Origin of the sequence: Aquihabitans sp. McL0605, from assembly GCF_049993875.1 — a bacterium.
Taxonomy (GTDB): Bacteria; Actinomycetota; Acidimicrobiia; order Acidimicrobiales; family Iamiaceae; genus Aquihabitans.
In genome coordinates this window covers 2,198,550-2,214,262 of the sequence record NZ_CP188252.1, presented here as the reverse complement: position 1 = coordinate 2,214,262, position 15,713 = coordinate 2,198,550, and the positions used below count along the sequence as shown (strand labels likewise).

Here is a 15,713-nt window from a genome sequence, read left to right as displayed (position 1 = left end):
GACGCGCTTCTGTCGGTCTCGTAGGAGCCATCAGCCGGGTGGACCGGCGGTTGCGGCGAGCCCCATCGCCCGGGCCGATCGTAGCGAGGCCCCCACCCGGTCGACCAGCGGGGAGGGTTGGGTAGGGTCGGCCGGATGCGCTCAGGGGGCAAGATCCGCGTCGGGGTCATCGGGCTCGACCACAACCACGGGCTGGTCCTGTCGGCCCGCCTCTGGCAGGCCGGCGCCACCATCGCCGCGTTCCACGCGTCGGGGACGCCGAACGTGGCGGCCATGAAGCTGCTCGGGCCCCGGGCCCGCTCACGGTCCGTCGACGACGTGATCGACGACCCGTCGATCGATCTCATCGTCACCGCGGCCATCCCGTCTGAGCGCGGCGACCTCGCGGCGCGGGCCCTGCGGGCGGGCAAGGACGTGGTGGCCGACAAGCCTGGCGTGACCACGCTCGACGGGCTGGCCGCCATCGAGGAAGCGGTCGCCGAGACCGGGCAGCGCTGGTGGGTGATGTTCGGCGAGCGGTTCGAGAACCGGGCGGTCGCCGAGGCGTGCCGCCGGGCGCAGCTGGGCGACATCGGCCGGGTGGTGTCGGTGATCGGCCTCGGCCCGCACCGCATGGGCGCCGGCGGCCGTCCCGACTGGTTCTGGGACCCCACGGCGACGGGCGGGATCCTCGTCGACATCGGGTCGCACCAGGCCGACCAGTTCCTCATGGCCACGGGCGCCGACGCGGTCGACGTGATCAGCTCGCTGGTCGGCAACGTGTCGAGCCCTCGGCACCCGGCGATGCAGGACGTCGGCCAGATGGTGCTGGCGGGTGGAGGCGCCATCGGCACCCACCGGGTCGACTACCTGTCCCCTGCCGGTCTCAAGACGTGGGGCGATGGCCGGCTGATGATCGTCGGCACCGAGGGGACCATCGAGGCCCGCACCAACGTCGACATCGCCGGCAAGAAGGGCAAGGAGCACCTGATCGTGGTCGACGGCAAGGGCACGCACCGGATCGACTGCAAGACGGCCAAGGTCGACTGGGCCCGGCGCCTGGTGGCCGACGTGGTGGACCAGAGCGACACGTTCGTGAGCCAGCGCCACGTGTACGCCGTGTGCGACCTCACGCTCCGGGCCCAGGCGGCCGCCGGAACGTGGCCGGCGGCGGTGACGGCATGACCCGGCTGCGGATCGGCGTCGTGGGCCTGGGCATCGGCCGGCTGCACGTGCTCGCGCTGCTGCGGCTGCGGTCGCACTTCGAGCTGGTGGCCGTGGCCGACCCCGCGCCCGCCCGGCGCCGCCAGGCCCGCCTCCTCGGCATCAAGGCCGTGCCCGACCTCGACTCGCTGCTGGCGCTGGGGCTCGACGTGGTCGACATCTGCACACCCCCGCACCTGCACGAGCAGCAGATCATCCAGTGCCTCGAGGCCGGCACCGATGTGGTGTGCGAGAAGCCGTTGGTCGACTCGGTGGCTGCCGTCGACCGCCTGGCCGAGGCCGAGGCCCGCACCGGTCGCCGGGTCGCGCCGATCTTCCAGTACCGCTGGGGCGCCGGATCGCAGAAGCTGAAGCGGCTGATCGATGCCGGCATCCCGGGGCGGCTGCTCGTCGCCACCAGCGAGACCATGTGGAAGCGCGGCGACGCCTACTACGCGGTCCCGTGGCGCGGCACGTGGGCGGGCGAGCGCGGCGGGGCCGTGCTCAGCCACGCCATCCACCTGCACGACCTGCTCACCTGGTTGGGCGGTGCGCCCGCCGAGGTGGTCGCCCGCACCACCACGCGCTCGTTCGACATCGAGGTCGAGGATTGCGCGGCCGCGGTGATCACCACCGACGACGGTGCGCTCATGACCGCCACGGTCACGCTCGGCGCCGCGGTCGAGACGTCCCGCCTGCGGTTCGTGTTCGAGCACCTCACGGTCGAGTCGTCCCAGTCGCCCTACAAGCCGGGCGCCGAGCCGTGGACCTTCCACTACGGGTCGAAGGACGTGGCCCGCCGCGCCGAGGCCGCGCTCGCCGCCTGGACGCCGCCGCTCAGCGGGTGGCGGGGCCAGCTGGCGGCAACCCACGACGCGATCGTGAGCGGGGGCCCGCTCCCCGTGAGCCTCGACGATGCCCGGACCGCGCTCGAGATCGTCACGGCCTGGTACGGGTCGGCGCGCTCGGGTCTCCCGCAGGCGCTGCCGCTCGCCGCCGACCACCCCGACCGCGCCAGCTGGCTCCCCGAGGACCTCCGGGAACGCTGACCCGGTCAGGGGACGAGGGGTGCCATGAACCAGGTCACGTCGGGCACCGTCCCGGGGCCGTACCAGAAGATGTCGTCGGTGCCCCCGCCGGTCAGGTCGGCCGCGGTGGGGCGGGCCGACGGCGGGGTGGCCAGCGTCGTGGTGGTGTGGCTGCCTCCCGCGTCCACCTCCCAGAGCGGATCGTTCGGGCCTCCGCTGGCGTACCAGAGGATGTCGTCGACATCGTCGCCGGTGAAGTCGCCCGCCACCGGCGTGTAGGTGTGGGCCTGGGGCGCCGTGACCGCGGTGGTGGTGCGGGTCCCGCCGATGTTGAAGTCCCAGAGGCTGTCGGGGGCGGTGCCGGGTGCGTACCAGAGGATGTCGTCGACGTGGTCGCCGGTGAAGTCTCCGGCGACGGGCCGGTAGGTGCCGTTGATGGTGATCGGGGTGGTGGTGTGGGTGCCGCCGGTGTTGAAGTCCCAGAGGCTGTCGGGGGCGGTGCCGGGTGCGTACCAGAGGATGTCGTCGACGTGGTCGCCGGTGAAGTCTCCGGCGACGGGCCGGTAGGTGCCGTTGATGGTGATCGGGGTGGAGGTGTGGGTGCCGCCGGTGTTGAAGTCCCAGAGGCTGTCGGGAGCGCTGCCGGGTGCGTACCAGAGCACGTCCGTCACCCCGTCGCCGGTGAAGTCGCCCGCCACGGGGGTGAAGGTGCCCGAGACGCTGACCGAGCGGGTGGTGAAGGTGCCATCGCCGCGGTAGGTGCGGATCACGTCGGCGCCGGCGCCCGGTTGGTACAGCAGGAGGTCGTCGGTCCCGTCGCCGTCGAAGTCGCCGGCGATCGGCTGGTACGCCCCGCCCAGGGTCTGGGGCCGGGTGACCGCGGGGAGGCTCGAGACGGGGGTCGGCGGATCGAGGTAGCGGAAGCGGGGGCCGCCGGTCGAGGCGTAGGTGCCGCGCTGGGCGACGATCACCGCGCCGCCGGCCGGGTGCGGGGGCGCCGTGACGGTGAGGGTCGTCGCCGACACCACGTGGAGGTCGGTCGCGGGTCGGCCGCCGAACGTGACGCCGGTGGTGCCGAGCAGGTTGGACCCGGTGAGGGTGACCGTCGTGCCGCCCAGGGCGGTCCCCGAGGCGGGCGCCGCCGCCGTGACCTTCAGGGGGGCGGCGAACGAGGCGGTGATCGGCACCGAGGCGCCCCAGGGGCTGGTCACGGTCACCAGGTGGGCGCCGGGGGTCTGGGTGGGTGGCGTGGCCTTCAGGTGCTCGGCATCGGTGATCGTGAACGGGACCGACACCCCGTCGAACCGCACCGACGTGGCGCCGCCCAGCCCGGCGCCCGTCAAGGTGATCGGCGCCGGCTGGTCGATGACCGGAGCGGGCGTGGCGGTGTCGACCACCGGGGCCAGGCCGTCCACCACGAGCTCGCCCGCGGCAGTGGCGATGAACGCCCGGTCGCCGGCGGCGTCGAGCGCCAGGCCGTACCGCGCGGGGTCGGCGGTCAGCGTGTGCGTGGCTCGCGCATCGCCGGCTCGGGCGACGACGTGCTGGAACGCGAGCACGCCGCCGTGGCCTGGCGAGTGCGCCACCGCGCTGCTGCTCGTGCCCGGGTAGTTCGTCCCGGTGGGCGTCATGGTGCTCAGCACCAGCTCGCTCCCGTCGTCGCCCCAGAGCCGGTCCGCGGTGGCCGAGGCGACGAAGTCGAACGGGTACCGCTCCCGCGACCAGGGCTTGTCGGTGGCGAGCACCGCAGGGGTGGCGGCGGTGCCGTCGAGGTGCGCCACCGTCATGGCACTGACCATCGGGCTCCAGGCGAGGTAGCGGTTCGGCGCGCCCTCGATGCTGCCGAAGCGCGCCTGGTCGAGCGTGGGATCCAGGCCGCCGGTGACCGCGCCGGTGGTCAGGTCGAGCGTCGCCTCCTTCCGGCCCGGGCCGGAGCCGTCGGCGAACCGCACCCGGTTCCCGGTGATCGCGAACGAGCCGGAGGAGGCTCGCCGGAGCGCCAGGCTCCGCACGACGGCGAGCGACGAGGTGTCGATCTCGGACAGCTTCCCGGCGTTGGGGAGCATGGCGTAGAGCTTGGAGCCGACGATCTGGAGATCGCTCACCTCCCACTGGTCGGGGATGCGTCCCACCTGCCGGCCGTTGCTGTCGACCACGACGATGGCGTCGCCGACCGCCACGTAGGCGCGGCCCGTGGCGGGGTCGGTGATGACCTGGCGCACGTCGCCGGGCGGCAGCGGCAGCCGGCGTCGTTCGAGGGTGCGGTGCGGGGGTGAGGCGAAGTCGACGTCACGGGTCCAGGCGCTCGGATCGACCGTCCCGTCGAGCACGAGGTCGTTGCTGGCGATCGAGGTCGACGTGCCGGGCGCGGTGATCACCAGGTCCAGGTGGCGCCCGAAGGCCACGTTGGCGAGCTGGTAGGTCCCCTCCGGTCCGGTCGTGGTGGTGCGGGCGGGGCCCGTCTCGCCGGTGAGCGAGACCGAGGCTCCGGCGACCGGCGTCCCGGCTCGCGTCACCGTTCCTCGGAGCGTCGCCGTGCCGTTGGCGATCACCTGGACGGTCGTCGAGACCGGCCCCAGCGGGCCGTCGAGCACGAGCGGCTGGGTGCCCACCGTGGCAGACGTGCGCACGTCGATCGTGATCTGGTTCGGACCCTGGTGCGAGAGGGCGACCGGCGCCCCGCCCAGCTTCACCGAGGTGATCAGGCCGAGGCCCGTCCCCGTGATCGTGCGGCGGGCGTCCACCCCGCGCGGGATCGCCGGTCCGCTGATCCCCGTGACGGTGGGTGCCAGGTCCCGCGTGGTCAGCGACAGCCAGCGGTCGTCGTCGCCGGTCAGGAGGTAGGCGCGGGTGGCGTCGGGGGCGAGCGCCACCTTCCAGAAGCCGTCGGTGAGGCCCTCGGCCACGAGGGGCACCCCTCGCCGCGACAGGGTCAGGCGGCCTTGTTCCGATTCCGTGGCGATGAGCCCGCCCGCCCCTGGGCTGTAGGCGACGGTGGTGCCGTACTGGGACGTGGGGTACGACGCCCCGGTCGGGTGCATCACGCCGGCCGCGTCGGGCGTGGAGCTGTACTCGACGAGCCGGCTGCTCTGGTTCGAGGCGGCCACCAGGAAGGTGCCGGCTTCGGTGACGGCCAGGTCGTTCAGCTGGGACCAGGCGGGGGCCTCCACCTCGCCGATGACGGTGATCGGGTTGGTCGTGAGGTCCACCTTGTGGACCCGGTACGGCTTGCCCGACGATGCGGCCATGAGCGCCTGGGTGGTGGAGCCTGGGATCTCGGTGATGTTCCAGCTGTCCTGCACGATGCCGTGGTCGGTGACCTCGCTGGTGGTGGGGTCGAGCGAGCGGAGCTCGGGGTTGAAGTCGCGCGGGCTGAAGAACCAGATCTGGCCGGCGATCGTGGCGATCGAGGCGCTGATGTACGCGCCCACCGGGTACTCGGCCACCTTGGTCAGGGTGCTCGGGTCGATCTTGGCGAGCGCATCGGCGCCGGACTCGGCGACCCAGAGGAACCCGTCGTCGTCGAACGCCATGCCGCGGGCCTCGGGCACCGGCGTGATGGCGCCGAGCTGGGCTCCCTCGGGGCTGAACGCGACCACCTTGTCGGCCCCCGACACGAAGACGCGGCCGCTCCCCGGGTCGACGATCATCATCCCCAGGTCGGCGAGCTGGAAGCCGAGGGCGGGCGCCGTGGCGCCGGCGGGCTGGGGGGCTGCGGCCACGAGCGGCACGAGCGTGGCCAGCACGGCCAGCGCCATCGTCGCGGCGCGGTGGCGCCGACGCGTCCGGCCGATCGCCTGCACCGTCATCTCGTTCGCTCCATCGTCGCCGTCAGCACCCGTTCCCATCATCGGCCGTCCGGACCGGGACCATGAGCGATCGACTCCGGCATCCAGGGTGCGCGCGCCAAGTGACCCGTCGGTAATCTCGGCTGATGGGCACCCCAGTGATCGACCGCATCGAGCGGCTCAACCGAGCCTCGGCGAAGCGGGTCATCGACCCCGATGTCGAGCTGGTCGGCAACGTGGGCGACGGCCAGCTCCTCCCCGACGAGCTGCTGTCGGTCCACGGCCTCGACGTGCACCTCACCCCGGAGCGGCGCCGCACCCTCGCCCGTGAGGAGGTGGCTTCGATCTTCGACAACGGCATCCGCTTCGAGGCCATCCTCGAGGCCGGCTTCGCGCTGCAGATCGCCCGGTCGGCCGACCTCAACGATGCCCGCATCACCTACCTCCTCCACGAGATGGGCGAGGAGACCCGGCACCAGCGCCTGTTCCAGCGGGTCCGCCAGCAGATCGAGCCCACGGCCGGCAACCCGTTCGCCGACGTCTGGATCATGGGCCAGATCGACCGCTACGGCTCGGCGTGGATCATCAACCACCTGCCGATGCTCTACGTGATGGTCCTGGCGGGCGAGGAGATCCCCGACCTGCTCCAGAAGCTGGCATCCGAGCACCCCGACACCGACCCGTTCCTGGCGCAGCTGAGCCGCTACCACCGCCAGGAGGAGGCGCGGCACCTGTCGTTCGCCCGGGCGATGCTCCCCGAGATCTGGGCCAAGGCCACCACCTCGGAGAAGGTCGCCGTGCGCCGCGTCGCGCCGCTCATCATCACGCAGATGTTCACGTTCCTCGTGCAGCCCGGCGTCTACGAGACGGTCGGCCTCCCGGGTTGGGCCACCTGGAAGGCCGTCAACCGGCTCCCCGAGCGCATCGCCCTGCGCCAGCAGGCCACCAGGCCGGTGCTCGCCACGCTGCTCGACGCCGGGGTGGTGGCCACCGGCCGCATCCCCCGGGCGTGGCAGAAGCTGTGCGGCGTCGACGCCAAGGGCCGTCCCGTCGTGCCTGCGGTCCAGCCCGCGTAGCTCAGGAAGCCGCGAAGTCGACCTCGTCGGTGGCCACGGTGCCGGCGGTGCGGCCGGGAGCTTCCTGGTTGTCCCAGTAGAGGTTGGTGTGGGCGATGACCAGCTCGGGCGTGGGCGCCCCCCATTCGGTGAGGTCCGCGGTGGTGTGGGCGTCGCCCACCAGCGTGGCGTCGTAGCCGCGGGCGAAGGCGCCGTGCAGGGTGGAGCGGACGCACTGGTCGGTCTGGGCCCCGGCCACCACGAGCCGGCCCACGCCCAGGTCGGCCAGCACCGCCTCGAGCGTGGTGTCCTCGAACGCGTCGCCGTAGTGCTTCTCGACGTGCGGCTCGGCGTCGTCGGGGGTGAGCTCGGCCACGATCTGCCAGCCGTCGCTGTCGCGGACGGTCCGCTCGTCGGAGTGCTGGACCCACACGACCGGCACCTCCTCGGCTCGGGCCCGGTCCACGAGGGTGGCCACGTTGGCGACCACCTCGTCTCGCTGGTGGTTGCCCTCGACCACCCGCGTCTGCACGTCGATGATGATGAGCGCGGTGTTCGGCCGGTTCTCGAGGGTGGTCATGGGGTCCTCCTGGCGACGTGCTGGTTCGGGGCTCGTCCGGCCACGGTAGGTACCTCCGTCCCGCCGCGCCACCGGCACCGACGTGCCGGGGCCGGCGCGGTCAGGGGAGGGGCTCGTCGGGGGCGATGCCGGTCTCGAGGATCGACTTGAGCGACGCCAGCACGATGGGCCAGCCGCCGCTCACCATCGACAGGACGAGGCCGTCGGGGTCGGTCTCGTGGGTCACGGTCAGCTTGACGAACGGGTCGCCGTCCTCGATGTCGAAGTTGGCGGTGGAGCGGCCCTCGGCCTCCCAGCGCTGCTGCTTCTCGTCGTCGATCCCGATGGCGTCGGCCAGCTCGGGCGTCATCGAGTGCCACGTGTAGGAGAGGTGGGTGTAGGGATCGGCGGCCAGGACCACCTGCTCGGGGTCGTCGACCACGACGCCGTGGTTGGTCCAGACCATCTTCGAGCCCGGCTTCCAGTCGGTCTGGAACGACAGGCCCCAGTAGCGGCTGGTGAACGCGGGGTCGGTGAGGGCCTGCCAGAGCTCGGCGGGCGTGGTGCGGATGTAGGTGGTGTAGACGAAGGTCGGCTTCGACATCGGGGGTGCCTCCAGGGCGGTCTTCAGGTCGGCCAGGGCTTCCACCCGGCCACGGTCGTAGTGGCTGATCCACCGGTCGCCGATGTCGTTGATCGGGGCGGCGTTCAGGTAGTGCAACTTCTCTCGACCGTGGCGGACGGTCGTCACCAGGCCGGCGGCCTCGAGGATGGCCAGGTGCTTGCTGACCGATTGGCGGGCCATGTCGAGCTCCGCGCACAGGTCCCGTAGGTTCTGCCCGGGGGTCTCGCGCAGGCTGTCGAGCAGCGTGCGCCGGCCGGGGTCGGCGAGGGCGCGGAACACGTCGTCCATCGGATGAGTGTTGCCGGTGCTCAGTGGTCCCAGCTGCTGATCACGAGCTCGTCGGGGTAGGTGCAGGAGCGCCCGCCCTCGAGCAGCGCCTTGAGCCCGAGCAGGAACGTGCCCCACTTGGTGGTGCAGTGGCCGATGAACGGGACGGCTTCGCGCCAGTCCCCGTGGGTGAAGAACAGGACCGTCTCGTCGCCCTCCTGGGTCAGCTGGAACGTGCAGGTGGTGTCGATCCATTCGTCGGGCCCGGCGATGCCGCGCCAGACGATGCGGTCGTCGGCCACCTCGAGCACCTCGAACGAGGCGCTGCGGTCCGGGCTGCCGAAGGTGAAGACGAGCTTGCCGCCGACGGTGGGGTCGCCTTGGGTGTCGGTGGTCCACCACGAGGCGAGGCCCTCGGTGGTGGTGAGCGCGTGGTGCACCCGCTCCATCGGTGCGTTGATCCCGATGCGGTGGTGGATGTCGTACATGGCGTCTGCTCCTGATCGTCCGGCCGCTTCATGCAGCCGTTTGGCTGCCCATCATGATGCGCAGCCAAACGGCTGCCTGTCAAGGCCCCCCTTCGGTGCCGCCCCCGTGGCCGGGGACAGGGAGGGCTTGTGGCGCCCGCCTGCGGCCGCGAGCATCGGCGCATGGCCTCCCCGCTGCACGTCTCCCGCTCGCGCACCTTCCCCATCGCCCTCGCCGAGGCGTACGAGCGCACGCTGGCCTGGCCGCTCCCCGAGCTGTTCGAGGCTCGGTACGGGCCGATCCCGCCGATCACCAGCACCGACCAGGAGGGGGAGTGGGGCACGGTCGGCCAGGTGCGGACCATCCACACCGGCGACGGCGGCTCGATGCGGGAGCGCCTGGTCCGGGTCGACCCGCCCAACGTGTTCGCCTACGAGATCACCGAGCTCACCGGCCCGATGAAGGGGCTGGCGTCGCTCATCGAGGGCACGTGGGCGTTCGAGGAGGTCGGCACCGGCTGCCGCATCACCTGGTCGTGGACCATCCACCCCAAGTCGTCTGCCTCCGGCGTCGCCCTGCCGGTCTTCGGCCGCCTGTGGAAGGCCTACGCCAGCCGCGCCCTCGACCACCTCGAAGACCTCCTGCTCACCCCGGCGGCCTGAGCGCCGCGCCGTCGCTTCCTGGCGTCGGGCCGGGCTGCTCGGCTCAAGGTCCGGCGGACCGGGCCGATCGTTCCCATGGACCGTCGCGGTCCGGCGGACCACCGAGGAGAACGTGCATGGAGCCAGCTGCGCCACCGACGACCACATCCGACGACCCGTCGTCGCGCTGGGGGTCTCGGTCCGGTTCCACCGAAGGCAAGGTGCGGTTCACCGCCATCGATCGCGACGAGGTCGGTCAGGGCTTCCTCGAATCGAACCGGACCATCGCCACCGGTGTGGCGTGGGTGCTGGTCGGCCTGGTGGTCACGATCGGGTCGCTGCTCCTGGCCCCCGGCGGCTACGTGATCTTGGCGGTCCCGCCCATCGGCGCCGGGGCGTTCCTCGTCGCCAAGGGCGTGCAGCTGCGCAAGGCGGTCTGGGCCGAGGCCGACCGGTTGGAGCGCTCCGGCGCGACCTGAGCCGGGGAGGGCCGTGAGCGTTCGGGGGCTGTCGGCCGGCGCGGCCACCGTGGTCGGCCTCGAGCCGGCGGTAGCCTGCCGTCCTCGCCGAGGTCGGCCTCGGGCGTCACCGTGGAGCGTGGACATGTCGTACGCAGTGGATTTCGTGACGGTCTCGACCGTGGGCCTGGAGTCGTCGCCGGTACCAGAGGCCCTGGCGGGCCTGCGCGCCAACGAGGCGCGCTACATCAAGAACAAGTACGACCACGTCTTCACCGTGGAGCCGGCGAGCAAGGCCAAGGAGACGATCGATCGGGTGAGCCGCATCCTCCAGGAGCGCGACCTCGTGATCGCGTCGAAGCCCCTGGAGGCCACCACGTTCGAGGCCGACGGGATCCGCTTCGACTACGTGTTCTACGAGAACGGCCTCGGGATCAACGTGATGTACACGCTGGCCGACGGCGGGAAGCGGGCCGTCGGGTTCAAGCTCTCGGACGGGATGGAGATCCCCGAGGAGCTCGACGCCAAGTTCAAGTTCGCCCGGCAGAAGTCGAAGCTGGCCGGCACCATCCGCGGCTCGTACTTCGTCATCAAGGGCGAGTACTGACCGGTCGTCGCGGCCCGTGCTGGGCCTGAGCGATCGTCCCCCACCTACGGTGCGCGGCTCCGACGAGGCCGGCGCCCCAGTCGTCGTCCCGGCGGGCGATGATTCCGCCGCCTCCCCACCGTCTGTCGATCATGTGCTGGTCGTGGACGATCGTGGGAGCGTGAGCTGGTGTTGACGGAGGTGGCCGACGGGGTCTGGGTCCGGCAGAGCGCGTGGGTGTGGACCAACTCGATCGTGGTGCGCGGCGATGGCGGGTTGGTCGTGATCGATCCGGGCATCGAGGGCTCCGAGCTGGACGAGCTCGCCGACGACATCGACCGGCTCGGCATCCCGGTGGTCGCCGGGTTCTCCACCCACCCCCACTGGGACCACCTGCTGTGGCACCCCCGGTTCGGCGCCGTGCCGCGCTACGCCACGGCTGCCAACGCCGAGCTGGCCGGCCTCGCCCGCGAGCGGGCGCAGGCGATGGCGGCGGAGAGCGCCACGGGCATCCCGCTCGACCTGGTGGCGCTCCTCACGCCGCTGCCGGCCGACGGCGGACCGATGCCCGGCGAGATCATCGAGCACCACGCCCACGCCGTCGGCCACGCCGCGATCCTCCTGGCCGACCGGGGCGTCCTGCTCGCCGGCGACATGTACTCCGACGTGCTGATCCCCATGTTCGACCCCCGCCAGGCCGACCAGGTCGACGCCTACGAGGCCGCCCTCGACCGGCTCGGTGCGGCGGCCCTCCAGGTCGACGTCCTCGTCCCCGGCCACGGCAGCGTGGCCGAAGGCCCCGAGGTGGCGGCTCGCGTCGCCGCCGACCGGGCGTACATCGACGCGGTCCGGCGAGGGACCGATCCCGACGATGCCCGCCTCGGCCCGGACCCTTCCCAGGAGTGGCTCGGCGCCATCCACCGCTCGAACGTGGAGGCGACCCGAGCCCAGTAGCCGCGGCGCAGGGCCGGAGGAGCGGCCGCGGTGCCGTTCAGGCGAACTGCTTCGTGAGCTCGGCGATCTCGTCGAAGTTCCTCTTGATGTCCGGCAAGGACTGGCTGCCATCGCGGTAGGCCTGCTTGGACATGTCCTTGGCGCCGAAGCGGAGCCGTCCGGAGTCGCTGTCGATGACGTCGGCGACCAGCAGCGCGCCGGTCTCGGCGTCGACGCCGCACTCGATCTTGAAGTCGAAGTACGTCCCGCCCAGTGCGGCCCAGGCCTGCTCCACGATCTCGAAGGTCCCGAGGGTGAGCTCGCGGAGCGCGTCGAGCAGCTCCGAGGTGACCAGGGAGAAGCGGCTGCGGGAGAGCGGCTCCTGGCTGATGAGATCGCCGGCGCGGCCTCCGAGCTGGATGGCCGCGTTCGCGTTGGGCGCCAGACGTCGCAGCACGTCGCCGTCGAAGTCGAGCTCGAGGAGCGGGTCGTGGTTGGCGTCGTCCTTCTCGAAGACCTCGAAGACGAGGTCGGCGAGCACGGTGCCGTCGGCGATGTCGGGGTTCCGGTCGATGAAGCCGCCGGTGGCGATCCGCCGAGCGACCAGCTCGAGCGGGATCATCTCGACGCGGCGCGCCCGGAACGTGATCGCGTCGACCTGCTCGATGAAGTGCGTCGGCACGCCGTGGCTGCTGAGCAGCTGGAAGACGTTGCAGGTGGTCGTCGTCGACGACGCCGCCTTGCCGTCGATGACGTCGTGCTTCTCGCCGTCACCGGCCGTGATGTCGTCCTTGCTGCGGATCAGCACGGTGCCGTCCCCGGAGTCGATGATGATCTTGGTCTTGCCTTCGTCGATGGCTTGCATGAGCCGCTCCTTCTCTCGGTCGAACAACGACGCGGGCGCGTCGGGCAGGGGCGCCAGCCGGTCGGGACGGACCGAGCGGACGCCATCGATCTCGTCGGTGGCGGCGCGCAGCCGCTGCCGCACCCGGTTGAGCCGTGACCGCACGGTCCCGGTGGGGACGCCGAGCGCGTCGGCGATCTCGCCGTAGGTGAGGTCCTCCCAGGCGAACAGGAGGAGCGCGTCCCGCTCGCCGGCCGGCAGCTCCTCGAGCAGCTCGGCCATGGCTCGAAGCTGGACGTGGGCGTCGACCGACGCCGTCACCGAGTCGGCGTGATCGTGGCGCTCGCTCTGGACGAGCACCCGCTCCAGGGCCCGGAGCTCCGACGCGCGGTGCCGGTGGTGCTTGCTGAGCAGGTTGGACGCGATGCCGTACAACCAGGGCAGTGCCGCCGGGTGGCTCTGGTCGTACCGCCCCCGGGCTTCGAAGGCGGCGAGGAACACGTCGCTCAGGAGGTCGCCGGCCTCATCGGGGCCGATCCGCCGGGCGAGGAACCGGAAGATGGATCGCCCGTGGCGGTCGAAGATCTCCCCGAACCGGCCGGCGTCGACGAGCGACTCCGCCATCAGCTCGGCATCCGACGATCGGGTCACATCCAATACTTACCGCCAGACCCGATCGCGGTTCGCGGCCCGACGATGGACCCCGCTTCCCTGCCAGCCATCGACCCGTCGCGGCATCGGGGCGGGGGCCGGCGCGTGGCGTCCGGGCCCGCGTCGCGCACCGGGCGGGAAGGAGCACCCCCAACGGGATTCGAACCCGTGTTACCTGCGTGAAAGGCAGGCGTCCTAGGCCGCTGGACGATGGGGGCCTGTCCCGAGATCGGGACCTCGGCACGGTAGCAGGACGCCCCATCGGGCCCCGAAGAGATGGCCCTGGGTGGCGCCGAGGGCTGCTTGACCTCGATTTTCGCGGGCGCCGAATAGGTTGTCCCGATGTCGCACGGTCCCTTCCCCTTCGCCGCCTCCGGGCTAGCGCGCCGACCAGGCCTCAACCTCTGGGTTCCCGCTGCCGACGAGGTTCATGTGAACACGGCTGGAGATGGTGAGCGTGGCTGACGAACAGGTGCCGTGGCCCCCGCCACCCCGCGAGCCAGGTCCGTGGGCGGGCGGTCCTCCCGTCGCGCCCCCTGGGAACACCCCGCTGCCCCCGCTCCCCGGCGCCGGCGGCGTCGTGCACGGTGCCGCGCACCAGGCCAACCCGTGGGCGGAGCCGGCGCCCGGCAGCCCCGGCGCCTGGGGCGTCCCCGGGCAGTTCCCGGGCAGCCCGCCTCCTGGGGGCCGAGAGTTCCCCGGCCTGCCGCCGGCGGGCTCCGGGCTCGTCGACCGCGCCCCCAAGGCCGTGCTCGTCGTGGCGGCCCTGCTGGTCATCGCCCTGATCGCCGGTGTCGGCTACGTCGCGGTCAAGGGCGGGCGGCAGTACCCGTCGGCCTGGGACCCGCGCGTCGAGGGCATCACCAAGTGGGTGGCGAAGGAGCGCGAGCTCGACTTCGAGCACCCGGTCAAGGTCAACTTCCTCACCGACAAGGAGTACACCGCTCGGTCCACCGAGGGCGGTGACCAGGGCTCCACCGAGTCCAAGCAGTACTACGACGACCAGGCCGCCCAGCTGCGGGCGCTCGGCTTCCTCGAGGGCAAGGTCGACCTGGCCAAGGCCAACGACACGCTCAGCGACTCGGGCACGCTCGCCTACTACGACCCCGAGGTCAAAGAGGTGTTCGTCCGCGGCACCGCGCTCACGCCGGCCGTGCGCGTCACGCTCGCCCACGAGCTCACCCACGTGCTCCAGGACCAGCACTTCGACCTCAACCGGATCGGCAAGCTCGACTCCGGCCGCGCCTCGGTGCTGCGGGCGCTGGGCGAGGGCGACGCCACCAAGGTGGAGGACGCCTACGTCGCCAAGGGCCTGAGCGCCAAGGACCGCGCCACGTACATGAAGGAGTCGGCGGCCAGCGCCAAGGAGTCCACCGACGCGGTCGACGCCTCCGTCCCGCCGATCCTCAGCACCGTGTTCGCCTCGCCCTACATCCTCGGTCCCGAGCTCATCTCGTACCTCGACCAGAAGGGCGGGTGGACCGCCATCAACGAGGCGCTCGAGGACCCGCCCACCGAAGAGGCCATGTTCGACCCGAGCACGTACGGCACCGATGCCGCCCGCCAGCAGACAGTCGACATCAAGGCGCCCACCGGAACCGAGGTGCTCGACAAGAGCGAGTTCGGGCCCACCACCTGGTACCTGCTCCTCGCCAGCCGCCTCGATCCGGCCAAGGCGCTCGCAGCCACCGACGGATGGGGCGGCGACCAGTACGTCGTGTACCGCCAGGACGGCAAGGTCTGCCTCGACGCCACCATCGAAGGCGACACCCCCGACGACACCAAGGAGCTCGCCACCGCCCTCGGCGAGTGGGCCGCCAAGTCGCCCAAGGGCACCACCGCGGTCACGAGCGACACCGGCGAGGTGCAGTTCCACAGCTGCGATCCGGGCACCAAGGCCAAGGCGGTCGGCACGAAGGTCACCCCCGACCTGCTGACGTTGCCGGTCACCCGGACCGAGCTCTACGTCCAGGCGATGAAGGCCGACAAGACGCCGAAGGAGTCGGCCTGCTTCGCGAACGGGGTCGTCGACAAGTTCACCCTCAGCCAGCTGAGCGACCCCGACGGGGCCTTCTTGAACTCCACCGCCGGCCAGCAGATCATCAGCGAGCTCCGGCTGACCTGCTTCAACTAGGCGGGTCGGGCGGGTCGGGGACGCGGTCGTCGAGCGCGGCCACGACCTCGTGCTGCACGATCGTGGTGAAGTCGTACACGGCCCAGAGCGCATCATCCTGGGGCCCTCGTGACGGGCGGTGCAGCGGCCCGTGGTCGTCGTCGTCGATCTCGAGCCTCGTGCCCACGACCAGGCGCACGGCGTTGAGCGCCTGGATCCAGTCCCAGAGCTCGGGCTCGGTCACCTCGGTGCGGGTCAGCGAGTCGATGACGGTGGCGATGGATGCCTGCCGCGAGGTGCGCAGCTCCTCGCCCGCCAGGAGCTGGTAGCCGGCGTCGGCCTCGTCGTCGTCGAGGTAGGCCGGCGGGCTGAGGCGATCGAGGTTGGGGTGGTCGGGGCCGGTGTCGAGCTGCGAGCTCAGATCGGCGAGCAGCAGGGTGAGGACCTCGCGGCTGTCGTCGTCGAGGTTGACGTCGTAGCGCCCGTCGGAGCGGCGCTTGATCATCTTGGGTCTG

At 71.8% G+C, this 15,713-nt stretch carries 14 protein-coding genes, 1 tRNA gene and 1 riboswitch; of the genes, 8 read left to right on the top strand and 7 right to left on the bottom strand.

The window, feature by feature from the left end:
- Nucleotides 1-14: 14 nt before the first annotated feature.
- Nucleotides 15-79, bottom strand: a riboswitch (Fluoride riboswitch).
- A gap of 56 nt (nt 80-135) precedes the next feature.
- The gene (locus ACPPVX_RS10140) at nt 136-1,164 is read left to right on the top strand and encodes a Gfo/Idh/MocA family protein (protein WP_426574780.1); all 1,029 of its coding nucleotides are present in this window, start codon (nt 136-138) and stop codon (nt 1,162-1,164) included.
- Nucleotides 1,161-2,231 (top strand): Gfo/Idh/MocA family protein, encoded by a 1,071-nt coding sequence (locus ACPPVX_RS10135; RefSeq protein WP_426574779.1) that lies wholly within the window; start codon nt 1,161-1,163, stop codon nt 2,229-2,231. Before ACPPVX_RS10140 ends, ACPPVX_RS10135 begins: the two co-directional genes overlap by 4 nt.
- A 5-nt stretch (nt 2,232-2,236) precedes the next feature.
- On the opposite strand, the gene ACPPVX_RS10130 is transcribed toward ACPPVX_RS10135, so the two are convergent.
- Nucleotides 2,237-6,019: an FG-GAP-like repeat-containing protein gene (locus tag ACPPVX_RS10130; RefSeq protein ID WP_426574778.1), complete on the bottom strand. Its 3,783-nt coding sequence runs from the start codon at nt 6,017-6,019 to the stop codon at nt 2,237-2,239.
- Between the two features lie 125 nt (nt 6,020-6,144).
- On the opposite strand from ACPPVX_RS10130, the gene ACPPVX_RS10125 reads away from it, so the two are divergent.
- Nucleotides 6,145-7,074: a diiron oxygenase gene (locus ACPPVX_RS10125; RefSeq protein WP_426574777.1), complete on the top strand. Its 930-nt coding sequence runs from the start codon at nt 6,145-6,147 to the stop codon at nt 7,072-7,074.
- Nucleotide 7,075: 1 nt separating this feature from the next.
- Here the strand turns inward: ACPPVX_RS10125 and ACPPVX_RS10120 are convergent, their stop codons facing one another.
- The 3 genes from ACPPVX_RS10120 to ACPPVX_RS10110 all read right to left on the bottom strand — a co-directional run bounded on the left by ACPPVX_RS10120 (nt 7,076) and on the right by ACPPVX_RS10110 (nt 8,992).
- Nucleotides 7,076-7,633, bottom strand: a complete 558-nt coding sequence (locus ACPPVX_RS10120) for a cysteine hydrolase family protein (RefSeq protein ID WP_426574776.1) — start codon at nt 7,631-7,633, stop codon at nt 7,076-7,078.
- A 100-nt stretch (nt 7,634-7,733) separates the two neighbouring features.
- Complete coding sequence (locus ACPPVX_RS10115; RefSeq protein WP_426574775.1) at nt 7,734-8,525, bottom strand: ArsR/SmtB family transcription factor; 792 nt, start codon at nt 8,523-8,525, stop codon at nt 7,734-7,736.
- Nucleotides 8,526-8,545: 20 nt separating this feature from the next.
- Nucleotides 8,546-8,992, bottom strand: a complete 447-nt coding sequence (locus tag ACPPVX_RS10110; protein ID WP_426574774.1) for an SRPBCC family protein — start codon at nt 8,990-8,992, stop codon at nt 8,546-8,548.
- A gap of 162 nt (nt 8,993-9,154) precedes the next feature.
- Here ACPPVX_RS10110 and ACPPVX_RS10105 point away from each other — a divergent pair, with 162 nt between their 5' ends.
- The 4 genes from ACPPVX_RS10105 to ACPPVX_RS10090 all read left to right on the top strand — a co-directional run bounded on the left by ACPPVX_RS10105 (nt 9,155) and on the right by ACPPVX_RS10090 (nt 11,611).
- Entirely contained in the window at nt 9,155-9,634 is a 480-nt protein-coding gene (locus ACPPVX_RS10105; protein ID WP_426574773.1) for an SRPBCC family protein, read from the top strand.
- Between the two features lie 116 nt (nt 9,635-9,750).
- On the top strand, nt 9,751-10,092 hold the full coding sequence (locus ACPPVX_RS10100; RefSeq protein ID WP_426574772.1) for a hypothetical protein: 342 nt from the start codon (nt 9,751-9,753) through the stop codon (nt 10,090-10,092).
- A gap of 124 nt (nt 10,093-10,216) precedes the next feature.
- The gene (locus ACPPVX_RS10095; RefSeq protein WP_426574771.1) at nt 10,217-10,678 is read left to right on the top strand and encodes a phage tail protein; all 462 of its coding nucleotides are present in this window, start codon (nt 10,217-10,219) and stop codon (nt 10,676-10,678) included.
- A gap of 168 nt (nt 10,679-10,846) precedes the next feature.
- Nucleotides 10,847-11,611: an MBL fold metallo-hydrolase gene (locus ACPPVX_RS10090; RefSeq protein ID WP_426574770.1), complete on the top strand. Its 765-nt coding sequence runs from the start codon at nt 10,847-10,849 to the stop codon at nt 11,609-11,611.
- Nucleotides 11,612-11,648: 37 nt separating this feature from the next.
- Here ACPPVX_RS10090 and ACPPVX_RS10085 read toward each other — a convergent pair whose 3' ends face one another.
- Nucleotides 11,649-13,085 (bottom strand): phosphoribosylaminoimidazolesuccinocarboxamide synthase, encoded by a 1,437-nt coding sequence (locus ACPPVX_RS10085; RefSeq protein ID WP_426574769.1) that lies wholly within the window; start codon nt 13,083-13,085, stop codon nt 11,649-11,651.
- Between the two features lie 145 nt (nt 13,086-13,230).
- Nucleotides 13,231-13,303, bottom strand: a tRNA-Glu gene (locus tag ACPPVX_RS10080).
- Between the two features lie 239 nt (nt 13,304-13,542).
- Here ACPPVX_RS10080 and ACPPVX_RS10075 point away from each other — a divergent pair.
- Nucleotides 13,543-15,219: a hypothetical protein gene (locus tag ACPPVX_RS10075; RefSeq protein ID WP_426574768.1), complete on the top strand. Its 1,677-nt coding sequence runs from the start codon at nt 13,543-13,545 to the stop codon at nt 15,217-15,219.
- On the opposite strand, the gene ACPPVX_RS10070 is transcribed toward ACPPVX_RS10075, so the two are convergent.
- Nucleotides 15,212-15,703, bottom strand: a complete 492-nt coding sequence (locus ACPPVX_RS10070) for a DUF2017 family protein (protein ID WP_426574767.1) — start codon at nt 15,701-15,703, stop codon at nt 15,212-15,214. The two genes, ACPPVX_RS10075 and ACPPVX_RS10070, sit on opposite strands and share 8 nt — an antisense overlap.
- Between the last annotated feature and the right edge of the window lie 10 nt (nt 15,704-15,713).